Raw genomic sequence first — 16,257 nt, 5'->3', positions numbered from 1 at the left:
GTGATTATATACAGGTTTATACTATGACAATGGATAAAAAAGGGACATATTCCCCGGCTTCTGATACAACTTCATATCAAAGTGAAAATGATCCATATGGCATTAAAAAGCGTACCCATGATGTCTTCGTGCCGCCTCAGGTAGAAGACACTTCCTATGTGCCTCATCAGGATGTGACGGAGGCACAGGGGAAAACGCAGAAGCGGATTGCCCGACGCCGGGCCAGAAGCCAGCGGAAAAAACTTGCCAGGCAGAGACAACTGCGCCGCCGGAACCGCAGACTGGCTGCCGTAACAGGTATTATTTTTGTCTTTTTTGTCTGGCTTATCCTGCGATTTCTTCCCATTCCTTTTGGAACCGTCATCATTGATGGGAATGAGCGGATGTCCTTTGATGATGTATATCAATCCTGCGGCATACAAAACGGGATCATTAATGTGATACAACTATCGCCGGACCGGATGCGGGAACGAATGGAAAAGGATTTACGGGTAGCAAGTGCGGACATCAGCCGCGAATTCCCGGCGACTATCCATATCCGCATGCAGGAGCGGCAGACTGTTGCTGTCATCACCACGATGTATGGTTTTGCTTATGTGGATGATACGGGAAAGGTCATTGAGACAGCCCCGCAAATTAAAGGCGTATCGGCCCCTTTGATTACTGGTAAAAAAGTAGACACTCTGCTCCTTGGCGATACTATTCATGATCAGTCCATTCGCGATTCTCTTTCGTATTTGAAAAGCCTTGAACCAGAACTTCGTAAGGATATTACAGAAATCAATGTAGGGAATCCAGACAATATTATTGCCTATACAAGCGAATCTCTTCCTGTTCATCTGGGAAGTGCTGATGATCCGGCAGGACGGGCGGAGATGACGAAAGAGCTGCTGCAGGAAGTAAAGCGCAATCATCTTTCTGTCCAGTATATCGATACGGATCCTCGTGCCCCGCTTGTTAAAAGCAGTTGATAGGAAAGATTTTTCAAATAGCTGTAGATTAATTCCTGAATATAGTGTAAAATAATAAAGAAATCCTATCAGTACAAGAGTGTATACTTTTTTGAAGGAGGAACTAGTAAGATGGCAGATAATGCAAACATAAAAGTAATAGGTGTCGGTGGCGGCGGCAACAATGCTGTCAACCGTATGATAGAAGCAGGCTTACAGGGTGTACAGTTTATTTCTGTCAATACAGAAGATCAGGTGCTGGAAATTTCCAAAGCGGATGTTAAAATCCAGATTGGTGAAAAGCTGACCCGCGGTCTTGGTGCCGGCGCTAATCCACAAATCGGTGAACAGGCTGCCCTGGAAAGCAAGGAAGAAATCATCAAGGCCCTGCAGGGTGCTGATATGGTGTTCGTTACAGCCGGCATGGGCGGCGGTACGGGTACTGGTGCGGCACCTATCGTGGCAGAATGTGCCAAAGATCTCGGTGCACTTACGGTAGCTGTCGTTACAAAACCTTTTACGTTTGAAGGGAAGCGCCGCCGCGAACAGGCTGAAAAAGGGACGGCATATCTGAAGGAAAAGGTTGATACGATTATTACTATTCCGAATGATAAGCTGCTGCAGATGATTGACAAAAAGACACCGTTGAAAGACGCATTCCTGAAAGCCGATGATGTATTGCGCCAGGGTGTACAGGGGATTTCTGATCTGATTACGACGACGGGCCTCATCAACCTCGATTTCGCCGACGTGAAGACCGTCATGTCCGACCAGGGCGAAGCCATCATGGGAATTGGCCTGGGAACTGGTGAAAACCGTGCCCTCGATGCGGTTGATGCAGCGATTCACAGCCCGTTGCTTGAAACAGGAATCGACGGTGCGCAGAGCATTCTCCTCAACGTTACAGGCGGCCCCGATGTCAGCTTGTATGAAATCAACGAAGCGGCAGAAAAAATTGCAGAAGCAGTTGACCCGGATGCCAATATTATCTTTGGCCAGGTTATTGATCCGGATATGGAAGAAGATTCTATCCGCATTACTGTTGTTGCGACAGGCTTTGGCAAAGAACCGTCCACGATTCCGTCTTTTGGCCAGGATGGTGGTAAAGCCGATAAAGCTGATCTCGGCGGTGTAGAAATTCCGTCGTGGATGAAATAATAGAGCAAATCAAAAAGCGGATCCTGGTGGACCCGCTTTTTTTCAATCAGTCGTTATATACTCCTGGGAGGAACGAATTATGAGATGTCCATTCTGCAAAGGTGATGATACGAAAGTAACCGATTCGCGGGCAACGGATGACGGGAACGCTATCCGCCGCCGCCGGGAATGTCTGAAATGCGGCCGTCGTTTTACGACGTACGAAATGGTAGAAGAAGTGCCGCTTATCGTGATAAAGAAAAATGGCAGCCGGGAATTATTTGACCGCAGTAAAATATTGAATGGCCTTCTCCGTGCCTGCAACAAACGGATGGTTACGCGGCAGCAGCTGGAAGAAATCGTCAATCGGGTGGAACGGGAAATACGCAATTCCCTTGTCCAGGAAGTTTCCAGTGTACATATCGGTGAACTCGTGCTCAATGAACTGAAACATGTCGATGAAGTCGCGTATATCCGGTTTGCCTCAGTGTACCGCCAGTTTGCTGATCTGGATAGCTTTATGGCAGAACTGAAACGGCTGATGGGGTCCGACAAGAAGAAAGCATAACCCAGAAAAGGAGATATTATGACAGATCACTATATCGATAATTTTTTAAATGACGTACTACCTCATTTGCGGATTGCTGTCATTGGAGACATTATGGTAGACCGTTATGTATTTGGCAAGGTGGAACGCATATCACCAGAAGCTCCGGTACCGGTAAACCGTGTAGATCATATCAAATCAGTTCTCGGCGGGGCTGCCAATGTGGCATCGAATCTGGCTAATCTTGATTGCAATGTGTACCTGGCCGGACTGATTGGTGATGATGACAACGCACGCCTGCTGAGAAGCCTGCTCGATGAATCGGGCATCGATGGGTCCGGCCTGGTTGCCCGCAGTCATCATGCGACGACGACGAAGATGCGTATACTGGGAGCACGCCAGCAGATGGTACGCCTTGATTTTGAAGAGATTACACCTCTGGACGATCTGGAAGCAGCAGAACTTGCGACCTGGCTTGACGTCTGCATCCACTCCGGTCTGGATGGAGTCATTTTATCGGACTATCATAAAGGCGTTCTGACTGATAAAGTTGCCAGACAAATCATTCGTACCGTAAAGGCTGCCGGCATTCCCATTCTCGTCGATCCTAAGGGCAAAGACTGGTCAAAATATGATGGGGCGGACTTTGTTACGCCTAATATGAAGGAATTATCTGAATGCGCCGGATATGAAGTGGCCAACGAGGGCAGTGAAGTAGTTAAGGCCGCCATGGAACTGCATAAAAAATATGATTTTGCCAATCTGATGGTCACCCGTTCAGAAAAGGGGATAACCGTCGTCAGCCACGATGGCCGCGTCTGGAATAATCCGGCTACAGCACAGGAAGTATTTGATGTATCCGGTGCCGGAGATACGGTTGCGGCAGCGTTTCTGGCAGCTATTGCCGGTCATCTTTCTATTCGTACGAGCCTTCAGCTGGCAAACGCCGCTGCCGGTATCGTCGTCAGGAAGGTCGGTACATATCCGGTCCACCGCAGTGAACTCATCCAGCTCTGGACGCAATGGCAGCCCCCGCGCTGGTCCCCCTATACAGCACTGGACTGGGATCAGACAGCCCGGAAAATCCGCAGCTGGCAGGAACGGGGAGAAACGGTTGTTTTTACAAATGGCTGCTTTGATATCCTGCATCGAGGCCATGTATTGTATCTGCAGCAGGCGGCAATGCTGGGACAACACCTGATCGTAGGTTTAAATTCTGATGATTCTGTGCGCCGCCTGAAGGGACCGGCACGGCCTTTGGTGCGGCAGGAAGACCGGGCTGTCTTGCTGAATGCTCTCGGCTGTGTCGATGATGTCGTCATTTTTAATGAGGATACGCCTCATGATCTGCTTTCTGTCCTGAGACCAGACATTCTTGTCAAAGGCGGCGATTATAGGGCTGAAGATGTAGTCGGCAGGGAATTTGTTAAACGGGTTGAAATCATTTCTTTTGAAGAAGGGTACTCGACGACAGGTTTAGTCAATAAGATTGTTGATTTAGTAAAGAAGGGGATTCTATGAAAATTGTAACAGGTGGTGCCGGATTTATCGGCAGCAATATTGTAAAACAACTGAATAATCGCGGAATCGATGATATTCTTATCGTCGATGACCTGACGGACGGCCGTAAATGCCGTAATCTGCAGGGGTTGTCTTTTTATGATTATATGGATTATGAAGACTTTGCCCAGGAAATGGCTGATGATACCTTTGATTGCGGATACATCGATGTAGTATTCCATGAAGGAGCCTGCTCCGATACGATGAATTACGATGGACGCTACATGATGAAAAATAATTATGAAGGCAGCAAAAATCTGCTCCGGTACTGCATGCAGCGCAAGATACCTTTTTTGTATGCTTCTTCTGCCTCTACCTATGGCAGTGGCAAACATGGCTTCCGTGAAACCCCGGAATGCGAACAGGCATTGAATCCATATGCATACTCCAAGCTTCAGTTTGACCGTTTTGTGCGGCGCATGCTGCCCTTGTCAAAAGGACAGATAGTAGGTTTCCGTTATTTTAATGTATTCGGCCCCCAGGAAAATCACAAGGACCGTATGGCATCCCTTATCTATCAGAAGTATCATGAATTGCAGAAAACCGGAAAAATTACACTTTTTGAAGGCACTGGCGGTTTTGGCAATGGAGAACAGGTACGTGATTTTATTTATGTCAATGATGTAGTCAATGTAATCTTTTATTTCTGGGAACACCCGGAACTTTCCGGCATCTATAACTGCGGCACTGGTACGGGGCATACGTTCAATGATTTTGTCCACGGTATCATCGAATATTGCGGCAAAGGAACGATTGAATATGTTCCCTTTCCGGAAATCCTCAAGGGAAAATATCAAAGTTATACTCAGGCCGATACGACGAAACTGATGGCTGCCGGATATGACCGGGGATTCACACTGCTCCATGAAGCAGTGAAAGAATATTGCAGCATATTGGAAAAAAGTGACGGTTATTACGAATGAGACGGGCTGTTTTTCTGGACCGCGACGGCGTCCTGAATGTAGATACTCATTATCTGCACCGTATCAGTGACGTCATCTGGGTGCCGGGGGCAAAGGAAGCAGTATCATTACTGACTCGTCTGGACTATCAAATTTTTATCGTTACCAATCAAAGCGGGATTGCCCGCGGGTATTATACAGAATCAGATGTCCAGATACTGCACCAATGGATGTGCCAGCAAATATCTGAGGCTGGCGGCAGGATAACGGCTGTTTATTATTGTCCGTTTTTAGAAGGTGCACCTCTGGAGAAATATAATAAAAAAAGCGACTGGCGGAAACCGGCTCCGGGAATGGTGTTGCAGGCCGCCAGAGAGTATCACGTCGATTTGTCTCATTCATTTATGATCGGAGACGGCCTGCGCGATATAGAGTGCGCCCATGCTGCCGGGATAGACGGCTATCTCTTTCAGGGAGGGCGTCTTGATGACTTTGTCAGAGAAATTATAGAAATGAGGACACGTCATGAAGGACTATAAAAATATTCTGATTATCAAAATGAGTTCTCTTGGTGATGTACTTCATGCCCTGCCGACATTGTATGCCCTGCGTAAAAATTGTCCACAGGCCCGCATCGTCTGGGCCGTGCATCAGAATTTTTCCGCTGTTCTCCCAGGCAAACCCTATATTGACGATGTTATTTATATTGACAAGAAAAAGTTGAAAAGTTTCTCTTATCTGCGTGGGTTGCGAAAGAAGCTTCATGACTATCATTTTGACCTCTGCCTGGACTTGCAGGGACTGGCCAAAAGTGCCATTGTAGCCTGGTGTAGTGGTGCAAAAGAAAAGTATGGCTATTGGGAAATGAGGGAAGGAAGCTTTCTGGTTAGTAAAGGTCTGGCGGGTACTCATCAGTATGACCATGTCATTGAACGGTACCTGGATACGGTCCGGGTTCTGGGAGGCCGTGTTGATGAGATTGCATTTCCTCTCCCGTCCATTGAAAAAGAGAAAGGTATTATGAAGGAACGATTTAGGGCTTTAGGTCTTACCGGGCCTTATATAGCTGTTGTGCCCGGTGCCCGCTGGTCTGTCAAAGAATGGCCGTTGCCATACTGGACAGAATTCCTGAGGCGTGTAACGGCTTCGGGGATGGGAGCTGTTATTCTGGGCAGTGCTGATGACACAGTAAAAGGACAGGTCATTTCCCGGGATGCGGAGACCGGCATTTATGATTTTACGGGCAAGACCAGCCTGCGGGAATTGATGGCGGCTATTTCGTCATCCCGTTTATATATCAGTGCCGATACGGGGCCGCTCCATATAGCCAATGCCTTAAAAAAAGAATTGATTGCTTTGTTCGGTCCCACTTGTCCGGACAGGACCGGCCCGTATGGAGGTCCTGATAGTTCGTACATACACATGATTATTTCTCCTACATCCCAGGCGACCCCGGATCACCCCTTAGTCAATGATCCGGAATGCATGTCCCAGATTACCGTTGATACAGTGTGGCATACGTACATACAGGCGATAAAGAAGGTGAATGGATGATCAATCTTCGTCATAAAAAAATTATAGTAACATTTCTCATGCATCTCGGCGATCTGATTTTAATCACTCCTTTTCTGCAGGTGTTGCGCCGCCATGCCACAGGTTCTGATATCACCCTGGTCGTTGATGAAAAACTGGCCGATGTGGTCCGCTATAATCCTAATATCGATCACCTGGTAACGGTAGATAAAAAAGGAAAGGATAACTCTGTCGGTGCACTCTGGCACATTGGGAGGAATTTGCACCGCAATCATTATGATATCCTCATTAATCTTCATCCTAACGAACGGACCAGCTTTCTGGCGTTTGCCATACATGCCAGGGAATTTGATGGTATGAGTCATTTCCTGTTCCGCCCGTTCATGCACCGGTATACGCGGCTTGACAGGACGCACCTGCATGCGGCAGACATGTATATCAACGTATTGGAACAGATGGGGATAGAAGACCGGCGCAACGATGGCCTGCAATTTCTTACTTGCCCGGCATGGGAACAGACTGCCCATGAATTTTATGCCGCCCAGGGAGTGGAAACCGGTGATAAGCTCATCGGCTTTAATATTGGCAGTGCCGTTCCGCAGAAACGCTGGCCGCCCCGGCGCTTTGCATCAGTAGCTGATTATTTTAGTGAGAACGGATATCGATGTGTTTTCTTTGGAGGCCCTATGGACATCGATATGGTCCGGGAAGCGGCGGAGCTGATGAAATATCCTCCGGTCATTGCGACGGGAAAATTTTCGCTGGGAGAATTAGCGGCAGCCATCCGCTGGTGCTCGCTCTTTATTACTAATGACAGCGGGCCCATGCATGTCGCCGTCAGTCAGAAGGTCCCTGTTGTCGCCCTGTATGGACCGAGCAACCCGATGTTTTATGGTCCCTATACGGATAAGGCCATTGTCCTTGAATCGACAGACCACTATGAAGTTGGAAAAAGTATGAAAAAAATCATTAAGGAAGGAAAATATCAGGGGATTTCCGTTATTTCAGCAGCCCAGGTCATTGAGGCGGCAGAAGAACTGTTGCAACGGTATCCGCAACAGGCTGCTGCATTGTAATTGAAAAGGTTGTGCAAATAGCGTATAATGTAAACCATGAAGTAAATCTACGGACTAATCGGAGGTGTAATATATGAAGAAAGTAATGTTGATAGGTGCTCTTATTGCAGCTGTTTCCATAGGTTCTGTTGCCTGTGCCGCACCCAATAAAAATCCGCAGGCGGGAGATCTGAAAGCCAACGTCAATTACGGCTTTGATCAGAAAGAAGGAGGCCGCAGTGCCCATAGCCGCTTCAGTGGGGGAGACGTCACATACACGATCAATGATAAGGTGGATGTGCAGTACGTCAATAATTATACAAAGGGTGATGACGGGGACAAACTGAATGAACATTATTTACAGGGTGTGTACCGGTTTACTCCTTATGTCTCTGCCTATGGCGGCATGAGTTATGTCAAAGCCGATACTTATAGAGATCAGCATTTTTATGGCTATCAGGTCGGCTTGAAAGGGCAGATACCGATTGGCGAACGCTGGCAGGGATTTGCGTCAGTAGGCGTTGGTGATGATGTCAATTCCTATTCGGTCGGATTAGGATATGATATTACAAAAGACTGGGATGCTCATATCATGTACCGTCGCGCAGATATTGATGTCGACAATTATGATGATACGGTAAAAGGCTGGCAGATTGGGATGGGGTATAAATTCTAGATATCCTGTATGTGCCAGGCCATTGCCCGGTTCGTGGGGAGACTGTCGTTGAGACAGTCTCTTTTTTCGTTGACAGTATCCTCTTCGACACGTATAATAACACGTGACATGTGCTGTGGTTGAAAGTCGATGTCAGTCGCAGACAAAGCGATCCACGTAAGGAATCCAAAGTGATTCTGATCATAGTGCGGCCTAGAAGTAAGTCCTGCCGTAACATGCGAGAGGGCTAGTAGTGGGGGATGATGTACATCTATGAGCGAACGTCCCAGCAGGCGAGTGTGGGGGTAAAGACCAGGTCAGACATGTCAGGGGCTGTCGCGCTGCGGCAGCTCTTTTGCATATACAGAGGCATAGTGTCTGCTACAGGTAAATGGAAAAAGCTGTTACAATTTCATTACATTTGTTTTGTAACGGAAAATCCGTTTGACGTTTAGAATGTCATATTGTACAATATAAAGGTATTTATTTCCAACAGTTTTTAGGAGGAGAGTCCCATGGATAAGGCGCGCATTGCAAAAATGGAAAGAGAATTACAATGCAATCCTTATGATAGATTCATGCAATTTCATGTTCTAAAAGCTGATGAAGATGATACGGAACTGGTGTTTCACAATGTAGGAACGAAATGGGGAAATCCCAATGGAACACTGTATGGTGGCGTTTTGTATTCTATGGCTGATTCAGCGATGGAAACGGCGTGTGCCGTTGCAGGAAAAGCTGTCCTGACGCTGGACCTTGCAATGAATTATCTGCGTCCGGCACTGGCGGATACGGTTATTTGTGCTAAGACCCACATTTTGCATAACGGCCGGACGACTATGGTAGTAGTCTGCGATTTTTATGATGACAGCGACCGCTATCTGGCACATGGCAAGGGGACGTACTTTGTTACCGGTGCGTACCAGTACCAGTCTGATAAAGGAGAAACGGCAGATGAAGGATGAACGGACAGAAATGTCAGATGTGCTGAAACGACGGGTGTTCAATATTCATCAGGGCGTTACACAGATTCCGTACTTCAAGAATCTTCCCTGTAAAATCCAGGATGTAGATGAAGGATGGGTACGTGTAGCTTTCGATATTACGCCGAATCTTTGCAATTATCGTGGTATAGCTGCAGGTGGCGTTCTGGCAGCTTTTTGTGATACGCTGATGGGAATGGCCAGTCGTTCATTAGGGTATCAGGTAACGACATTAGAAATTAACATGAATTACATCCGCCCTGTTCATCCAGGGCAGGATCTGATTGGCGTCGGTCAGGTCGTTCATCATGGCGGACGGACGATTGTAGCGGAATGTGAACTCATGGATGAAAACGGAAAAGTAGTGGTCAAAGGGCGTTCTTCTTTTTATATTCTACGCAAATATGATGATTAGAGCGTCTTTTGTGCGTGAACGTATTAAAAAAATGGAAGGTTGGTATCAATATGGATTTTGCTTTTAATGAGGAACAGCAGGAAATCATCAAGGTTGTCAGGGATCTGGTGCAGAAAGAAATCGTACCGTATGCAGGAGAAATGGATGAACAGGGGAAAATGCATGAAGGCCTGCTTGATAAACTGGCTGCTCAGGGACTCCTCGGCGTAGCCATCCCGGAAGAATTTGGCGGAGCCGGCCTTGACGCTATTACGATTGCTGCTATTTATGAAGAACTGGCCAAGGGATGTGCCGGAGTAGCGACGTCGGTTGCAGCTAATGCCCTCGCTTCCTATCCTGTCATCATAGCTGGTAATGATGAACAGAAAAAGCGCTATTTTGATATTATCAATGAAAATAATCTGGCTGCATTTGCCCTTACGGAACCCGGGACTGGCTCTGATGCCGGTTCTGTTTCCACCAGAGCTGTCAAGACGGAAGACGGCAGCGGATATGTGTTGAACGGAACAAAATGCTTTATAACAAATGGAGCTCTGGCAGAAGTATTCGTCGTATTCGCCAATACGCGTAAAACTCCGAGCATCCGCGGACTGACGGCGTTTATCGTGCGTAAGGGAACACCGGGATTTACTGTGGGAAAAGCAGAGAATAAAATGGGCATACGTGCTTCCAATACGACTGAACTGATTTTCCAGGACTGCTTTGTTCCGGTAGAAAATCGTCTGGGCCGGGAAGGTCATGGTTTCCGTATTGCCATGGAAACACTGGATGCGGCACGTCCCTTTGTCGGTTCTATTTCTGTCGGTATTGCTGAAGCGGCGTTCCGTGCCTGCAGTGAATACGCCAAAGTACGCGTTCAATTTGGCAAGCCCATTGCTTCCTTTGAAATGGTACAATCGATGATAGCCGATATGGCTATGAAAGTGGAAGGCGCACGCCTTCTTGTCCAGCGCGCATGCTGGATGAAAGACCAGGGCATGGAGTTCTCCCGGGAAGCAGCCATTGCTAAATGTAATGCTTCTGACGTTGCCATGCAGGTGACGACAGATGCCGTACAGGTCATGGGCGGATATGGCTATATCAAAGAATATCCTGTCGAAAAGTATATGCGTGATGCGAAAATCATGCAGATTTATGAAGGAACGAACCAAATTCAGAGATTGGTTATTGCAAATAAAACACTTTACTGATACAATATATCCATGCAAAACATGGCTATGAAGAAGAGAGTAGCACAGTAATCTGGTTACAGGGAGCGGTTGCCACCGGTTGAGAGCGCCGTGCCAGTTGTGCTGCACGTTCACTTTGGAGCTTCCTGTTGAAGATCAGTAGGCAGGACGGGTATTCCCGTTACAGGATACAGGAGTACAAATTAGGGTGGTACCGCGAATCAGACTTTCGCCCCTTGAGGGGTGGAAGTCTATTTTTTTTAGAGGAGGAGAATTCCATGATTAATGAAAAAATTGAAGCAATCAAGGCTGCTGTCAGCGAACAGATTGCCAGGAGCAAGGGACTCCAGGATGTCCAGGATATCCGCGTCAGATATTTAGGCAAAAAAGGTGAATTGACGGCTATCATGAAAGAAATGAAAAATCTGTCCAAAGAAGAACGGCCTAAAATTGGTCAACTTGTCAATTCAGCCCGGGCAGAAATCGAAGAACATCTGAAAGCCAGAATGAAGGAAGTCAAAGAACAGGAACTGGCGGATAAAATCCAGTCTGAAAAAATTGATATCACTCTTCCCGGCCGCAAACCGGTCATGGGACACGAACACATTTTGCATCAGACATTACGTGAAATGGAAGAATCATTCCTGCGCATGGGGTTTTCCATTGTCACAGGCCCGGATATCGAATCAGATTATTTTAATTTCAAATGTCTGAACCTGCCTGATGATCATCCGGCACGGGATATGCAGGATTCCATGTACGTCACAGACGACATCCTCCTGCGGACTCATACGTCGGGGATGGAAGCAAGGACTCTGCAGGCCCACAAGCCGAATGAACCGTTTAAGATGATTGCGCCTGGTAAAGTATACCGTTGTGACTATGATGCAACCCATTCTCCGATTTTCCATCAGATGGAAGGCATGATTGTGGATAAAAATATCCGCTTTTCTGATTTAAAAGGTATTCTGGAAGACTTTCTCCATGACATGTTTGGCGCCGATACGCGCGTCCGTTTCCGTGCCAGCTATTTTCCATTTACTGAACCGAGCGCGGAAGTAGACATTTCCTGTGTTATGTGCGGCGGCAGAGGCTGCCGGGTATGCTCTCATACGGGATGGCTGGAAATTCTCGGCTGCGGTGTAACTAACTGGGAAGAACTACGCTTAAACGGTTATGATCCCAAACAGGTAAATGCCTTTGCTTTTGGCATGGGCGTGGAACGTATTGCCATGCTGAAATATGGCATCGACGATCTGCGTTTGTTCTATGAAAATGATATGCGGTTCTTAAACCAGTTCTAGGAGGTTATACATAATGAAAAGTTCACTTCTTTGGATGCAGGATTATGTCGATGTAGACATGAATCAGGATATGCAGGCCTTTGCTGATACACTGACCATCGCTGGTATTCCCGTAGAACAGGTAGAATACTGGGGAAAAGATATAAAAAATGTCGTAACTGGCAAGATTCTGAAAATAGAAAAACATCCCGATGCAGATCATCTCGTCATCTGCCAGATTGATGTGGGAACAGAACAACTTCAGATTGTCACGGGCGCTTCTAACGTACGGGAAGGGCAGATTGTCCCCGTTGCCGTTCATGGCGCTCATCTTCCAGGAGGCGTTAAAATCAAGCGCTCCAAACTGCGGGGCGTACCGTCCAACGGCATGCTTTGCTCTGCCCACGAATTAGGATTCGATGATAGTGTTCTCCTGCCGGAAGAACGGAGCGGAATCTGGATTCTTCCGGCGGATACGCCTGTCGGGGTCGATGCAGTCAAGTATTTACAACTTCGTGATGTTGTATATGAATATGAACTGACTGCCAATCGGGCCGATTGTTTTTCCATGGTCGGCTTATCACGGGAGTTTGCTGTATTGAGTGGGAAAACTGCCCGGTACCCGGAAATAACCGTTGCAGAAAATGATGAAACCATTGATGGCAAGGTGCAGATTTCTATTGATGATGAAGAATTATGCAACCGGTATACGGCCCGTCTTCTGACTCATATCAAAATCGGCCCGTCTCCGCTCTGGATGCAGCAGCGTCTGCGCAAGTCCGGAGTCCGTCCTATTAATAATATCGTCGATGCCACGAACTATACGATGATTGAATTGGGAATCCCTCTTCATGCCTATGATTATGACAAAGTAGCCGGGCGCCATCTCATTGCCCGCCGGGCGAAAGCTGATGAAGCAATGAAAACATTGGATGGTATAGATCGCACACTGAATGATAATATGCTGGTTATTGCCGATGAAGAAAAGCCCTGCTGCATTGCCGGCATCATGGGCGGATTCGATTCAGAAGTAACGGAACGTACGCAGACGGTCATCCTGGAATGCGCATCATTCAAAGGATCTAATATACGCCATACCGGCCGTATGCTGGGCCTTCGCTCGGAAGCTTCGGGACGGTTCGAACGCGGGCTGGATGCTGATAGCTGCATTAATTCCATTAATCGGTGTGCCCAACTTCTGCAGGAAATGGGAGCCTGTGACGTAGCCAAAGGAATCGTCGATGTCTATCCGCAGCAGCAAAAGACTACTTATATTACATTCACGGCTGACCAGGTCAACGCCTTCCTGGGAACAGATATTCTGGAAGAACAGATGATGCACATTCTGGAAACTCTTCAGTTTACTTTGCAAAAAGACGGTGATACGATTACGGCAACCGTGCCCAGCTATCGTGGAGACTGCACGGAAATGCCGGATATTGCTGAAGAAGTAGCCCGTATTTATGGCTATGAACATATTCCGTCTACACGTCCCTGGTCTGATATTACCGTAGGCGAACCGGGGTTTGAATATGATGTGACGGAGAAGATTTCCCGCATCCTTTGCAGCAGCGGTTTAAATGAAACGGTTACTTTCAGCTTCATGCATCCGGATCAGCTGAAAAAACTGTTATATAAAGATGGGGATCCGGTCTATCAGGCTGTGCCTATTATCAATCCTATAACGGAAGATTTCCCCCTTATGCGGACGACACTGATTCCTTCGTTAATGGACGTCCTGGCCCGTAACCAGGCAGTCAAAAATCCGTCTGTGGGCATTTATGAAATAGCTCCTGTCTATATTCCGAAAGAACTTCCTGTAAAAGAACTTCCAGAACAGAAATTGTGTGTCAGCGGCCTTCTTTACGGTCTGCGCACTACAGGAGAATGGCCAGTACAAGCGTCGGACTACGATTTTTATGACGTTAAGGGCCTCGTAGAAGCGGTCCTTTCCGGACTTGGTATCCATGCGGATATTGAAGTATCTGATTATGCGCCGCTTCATCCCGGCAAGGCGGCCCGTTATGTGAAGGACGGCAAGGTTCTTTGTAATTTTGGCGAACTTCATCCGAAAGCTATGGATAATTATGATGTGACAGGCCCAGTATATATCTTTGAAATGTACATGGATGCTATCATGCCGTTCATCAATCTTATGCCTGATTACCATAAAGTTGCCAAATTCCCGGCTTCCAGCCGCGATCTGGCGTTCCTTGCGCCGGTTGACACAAGCAACCAGGCTATTCTCGATATCATCCGGGAAAAAGGCGGAGACTATCTTGAAGCCGTTCATCTCTTTGATTTGTACCAGGGAAAACAAGTTCCCCGGGGCTATAAGAGCCTTGCCTATAATCTGGTATTCCGCTCTGAACAAGGGACGCTGACCGACCAGGACATCCAGGCTCCTATTGATGCCATTCTGACTGATTTAAAAGAAAAATTAAATTGTGAATTGCGATAATCGCATAGAGATGTAATGAAATATGCCGTGATACTTATTTTGTACGTAATGACAACGGAGCTGTTAGTGGTGACAGCTCCGTTGTTCATTACGGCAGGAGTAGCATCAGAACTGGCATTGTAGGCCGTTTTGGCTGTTGTCAATCCCAGGGTTTTGTGATATGATGTAGAGCGTAGTATGGTGTTTTATAGATAATAAAAAGGGTATTATACCCATAAGGAGGACATACTAATAATGAACGTAACAGTAAATGAAGTTGATCAGCACAAAGTAACACTGCACATCGAAGTACCGGCAGCCGAAGCAAAAAAAGGCGCTGCTGCAGCTGTAAAGAATCTCGCTAACAAAGTAAATATCCCGGGCTTCCGTAAAGGTAAAGCTCCGCGTATGATACTGGAAAGTTTCCTCGGCAAGGATGTTGTCAAAGAAGAAATCAAAGAAGCGATTATTACAAAGGCGTATAATGATGCCCTGAATGAAAAAGAAATCGTTCCTGTAACCGATCCGGATATTAAGGTCATTGAAGAAGAAAAAGGCAAAGACTTTGTCTTTGATGCTACACTGACGAAGAAACCGGAAGTAAAACTGGGTGAATATAAAGGTATTAAAGCAGCCCGTGAAGCCGCTGAAGTAACGGATGAACAGGTAGCCGCTGAACTGGCAAAACTGCAGAAAGCTCATTCCAAGCTCGTCGTTGCCCCGGAAGGTACGGAACTGTCTAAAGATGATTTTGCTATTATTGATTTCAAAGGCACGGTTGATGGAGAAGCTTTTGAAGGCGGCGAAGGAAAATCCTATCCGCTCCAAATCGGTTCCGGCAGTTTCATCCCCGGATTTGAAGATCAGCTCATCGGTTTAAAAGCCGGCGATGAAAAGGATGTCAAAGTGACATTCCCGGAAGATTATTTTGAAAAGAAACTGGCTGGCAAAGAAGCTGTATTCGCTGTTAAGGTCAATGATGTAAAACGCAGTGAAGTTCCGGCCATTGATGATGAATTTGCAAAAGAAGCCGGCAAATTTGACACTCTCGACGCACTGAAGGAAGATATCCGCAAACGGCTGGAATCACAGGCTCACTTCCAGGCTGTAGAAAAGTTTAATTCCGATGTCCTCAAAGCAGCTGTTGATAATGCAGAAGTCGATATCCCCGATGTCATGGTGGATACGAAAGTCGATCAGATGATCGATGAAATGGCTATGCGCCTGGAAACTCAGAACATGTCCCTTGACGATTATCTCAAATACACCAATACGGATATGGACAAATTGAAAGAACAGTATCGTCAGCCGGCGTCCGAAAACGTCAAAATGGATCTGGTACTGGAAGCAGTTGCCAAAGCAGAAAATATCGAAGTCAAGGATATCGATCTCCAGGCTGAAATCTTTACGATGGCTCAGAACTTCGGTGCTGATCCGAAAGAAGTATACAAGATTATCATTAAGGAAAGACGCGTTCCCATGCTCGTTCAGTCCGTCGGCCGTAAAAAGGCTGCCAGCTTCATCCTGAAGAATGCAATCGATACGAACGCTAAAGAAGAAAAGGCGGAAGAACCACAAGTAGAACAGGTTAAAGCGGAAGAACCGGAAGCGTAAGAACGCGAGGTGTA

15 protein-coding genes are annotated in these 16,257 nt (G+C 46.9%); all 15 read left to right on the top strand.

Annotation, left to right across the window (positions count from 1 at the left end):
• Nucleotides 1-23: 23 nt before the first annotated feature.
• The 15 genes from B2U90_RS07635 to tig all read left to right on the top strand — a co-directional run bounded on the left by B2U90_RS07635 (nt 24) and on the right by tig (nt 16,243).
• Nucleotides 24-971, top strand: a complete 948-nt coding sequence (locus B2U90_RS07635; RefSeq protein ID WP_234995456.1) for a cell division protein FtsQ/DivIB — start codon at nt 24-26, stop codon at nt 969-971.
• A gap of 111 nt (nt 972-1,082) precedes the next feature.
• Nucleotides 1,083-2,108, top strand: a complete 1,026-nt coding sequence (ftsZ, locus tag B2U90_RS07630; RefSeq protein WP_059076916.1) for a cell division protein FtsZ — start codon at nt 1,083-1,085, stop codon at nt 2,106-2,108.
• A gap of 79 nt (nt 2,109-2,187) precedes the next feature.
• Nucleotides 2,188-2,655 carry a transcriptional regulator NrdR gene (gene nrdR, locus B2U90_RS07625; RefSeq protein WP_059076917.1) on the top strand — a complete coding sequence of 156 codons (468 nt, stop codon included), beginning with the start codon at nt 2,188-2,190 and terminating at the stop codon, nt 2,653-2,655.
• Between the two features lie 18 nt (nt 2,656-2,673).
• Nucleotides 2,674-4,155 (top strand): D-glycero-beta-D-manno-heptose-7-phosphate kinase, encoded by a 1,482-nt coding sequence (gene rfaE1, locus B2U90_RS07620; RefSeq protein WP_292017520.1) that lies wholly within the window; start codon nt 2,674-2,676, stop codon nt 4,153-4,155.
• Nucleotides 4,152-5,117, top strand: coding sequence for an ADP-glyceromanno-heptose 6-epimerase (rfaD, locus tag B2U90_RS07615; protein ID WP_059076919.1), 966 nt, complete (start codon nt 4,152-4,154; stop codon nt 5,115-5,117). The genes rfaE1 and rfaD overlap by 4 nt, the downstream gene beginning before the upstream one ends.
• Nucleotides 5,114-5,635, top strand: coding sequence for a D-glycero-alpha-D-manno-heptose-1,7-bisphosphate 7-phosphatase (locus B2U90_RS07610; protein ID WP_059076920.1), 522 nt, complete (start codon nt 5,114-5,116; stop codon nt 5,633-5,635). The genes rfaD and B2U90_RS07610 overlap by 4 nt, the downstream gene beginning before the upstream one ends.
• A complete protein-coding gene (locus tag B2U90_RS07605) occupies nt 5,622-6,650 on the top strand; it encodes a glycosyltransferase family 9 protein (protein WP_059076921.1) in 1,029 nt (342 codons plus the stop codon). Before B2U90_RS07610 ends, B2U90_RS07605 begins: the two co-directional genes overlap by 14 nt.
• On the top strand, nt 6,647-7,705 hold the full coding sequence (locus tag B2U90_RS07600) for a glycosyltransferase family 9 protein (protein WP_059076922.1): 1,059 nt from the start codon (nt 6,647-6,649) through the stop codon (nt 7,703-7,705). Before B2U90_RS07605 ends, B2U90_RS07600 begins: the two co-directional genes overlap by 4 nt.
• Before the next feature lie 73 nt (nt 7,706-7,778).
• Nucleotides 7,779-8,360 (top strand): outer membrane beta-barrel protein, encoded by a 582-nt coding sequence (locus tag B2U90_RS07595; protein WP_075582101.1) that lies wholly within the window; start codon nt 7,779-7,781, stop codon nt 8,358-8,360.
• A gap of 494 nt (nt 8,361-8,854) precedes the next feature.
• Nucleotides 8,855-9,304, top strand: a complete 450-nt coding sequence (locus B2U90_RS07590; RefSeq protein ID WP_059076924.1) for a PaaI family thioesterase — start codon at nt 8,855-8,857, stop codon at nt 9,302-9,304.
• Nucleotides 9,294-9,737, top strand: coding sequence for a PaaI family thioesterase (locus B2U90_RS07585; RefSeq protein WP_059076925.1), 444 nt, complete (start codon nt 9,294-9,296; stop codon nt 9,735-9,737). The genes B2U90_RS07590 and B2U90_RS07585 overlap by 11 nt, the downstream gene beginning before the upstream one ends.
• A gap of 50 nt (nt 9,738-9,787) precedes the next feature.
• Nucleotides 9,788-10,927: an acyl-CoA dehydrogenase family protein gene (locus B2U90_RS07580; RefSeq protein WP_059076926.1), complete on the top strand. Its 1,140-nt coding sequence runs from the start codon at nt 9,788-9,790 to the stop codon at nt 10,925-10,927.
• Between the two features lie 257 nt (nt 10,928-11,184).
• Entirely contained in the window at nt 11,185-12,210 is a 1,026-nt protein-coding gene (gene pheS / locus B2U90_RS07575) for a phenylalanine--tRNA ligase subunit alpha (protein ID WP_059076927.1), read from the top strand.
• Between the two features lie 13 nt (nt 12,211-12,223).
• Nucleotides 12,224-14,650 carry a phenylalanine--tRNA ligase subunit beta gene (gene pheT / locus B2U90_RS07570; protein ID WP_292017519.1) on the top strand — a complete coding sequence of 809 codons (2,427 nt, stop codon included), beginning with the start codon at nt 12,224-12,226 and terminating at the stop codon, nt 14,648-14,650.
• 234 nt (nt 14,651-14,884) lie between these two features.
• Nucleotides 14,885-16,243, top strand: coding sequence for a trigger factor (gene tig, locus B2U90_RS07565; RefSeq protein WP_059076929.1), 1,359 nt, complete (start codon nt 14,885-14,887; stop codon nt 16,241-16,243).
• Nucleotides 16,244-16,257: the final 14 nt, after the last annotated feature.

Source organism: Megasphaera sp. UBA4233, from assembly GCF_002395615.1.
GTDB classification, from domain to species: Bacteria; Bacillota; Negativicutes; order Veillonellales; family Megasphaeraceae; genus Megasphaera; species Megasphaera hexanoica.
Note: the sequence above shows the minus strand (reverse complement) of the source record. Positions and strands in the feature narration are given on the sequence as shown.

Bases quoted from the DNA above. Each gene is read 5' to 3' on its own strand.
- B2U90_RS07610 (WP_059076920.1), top strand. From the start codon at position 5,114: ATGAGACGGGCTGTTTTTCTGGACCGCGACGGCGTCCTGAATGTAGAT.
- B2U90_RS07600 (WP_059076922.1), top strand. From the start codon at position 6,647: ATGATCAATCTTCGTCATAAAAAAATTATAGTAACATTTCTCATGCAT.
- pheS (WP_059076927.1), top strand. From the start codon at position 11,185: ATGATTAATGAAAAAATTGAAGCAATCAAGGCTGCTGTCAGCGAACAG.
- ftsZ (WP_059076916.1), top strand. From the start codon at position 1,083: ATGGCAGATAATGCAAACATAAAAGTAATAGGTGTCGGTGGCGGCGGC.
- B2U90_RS07595 (WP_075582101.1), top strand. From the start codon at position 7,779: ATGAAGAAAGTAATGTTGATAGGTGCTCTTATTGCAGCTGTTTCCATA.
- B2U90_RS07585 (WP_059076925.1), top strand. From the start codon at position 9,294: ATGAAGGATGAACGGACAGAAATGTCAGATGTGCTGAAACGACGGGTG.
- rfaD (WP_059076919.1), top strand. From the start codon at position 4,152: ATGAAAATTGTAACAGGTGGTGCCGGATTTATCGGCAGCAATATTGTA.
- B2U90_RS07580 (WP_059076926.1), top strand. From the start codon at position 9,788: ATGGATTTTGCTTTTAATGAGGAACAGCAGGAAATCATCAAGGTTGTC.
- pheT (WP_292017519.1), top strand. From the start codon at position 12,224: ATGAAAAGTTCACTTCTTTGGATGCAGGATTATGTCGATGTAGACATG.
- rfaE1 (WP_292017520.1), top strand. From the start codon at position 2,674: ATGACAGATCACTATATCGATAATTTTTTAAATGACGTACTACCTCAT.
- nrdR (WP_059076917.1), top strand. From the start codon at position 2,188: ATGAGATGTCCATTCTGCAAAGGTGATGATACGAAAGTAACCGATTCG.
- B2U90_RS07635 (WP_234995456.1), top strand. From the start codon at position 24: ATGACAATGGATAAAAAAGGGACATATTCCCCGGCTTCTGATACAACT.
- tig (WP_059076929.1), top strand. From the start codon at position 14,885: ATGAACGTAACAGTAAATGAAGTTGATCAGCACAAAGTAACACTGCAC.
- B2U90_RS07605 (WP_059076921.1), top strand. From the start codon at position 5,622: ATGAAGGACTATAAAAATATTCTGATTATCAAAATGAGTTCTCTTGGT.
- B2U90_RS07590 (WP_059076924.1), top strand. From the start codon at position 8,855: ATGGATAAGGCGCGCATTGCAAAAATGGAAAGAGAATTACAATGCAAT.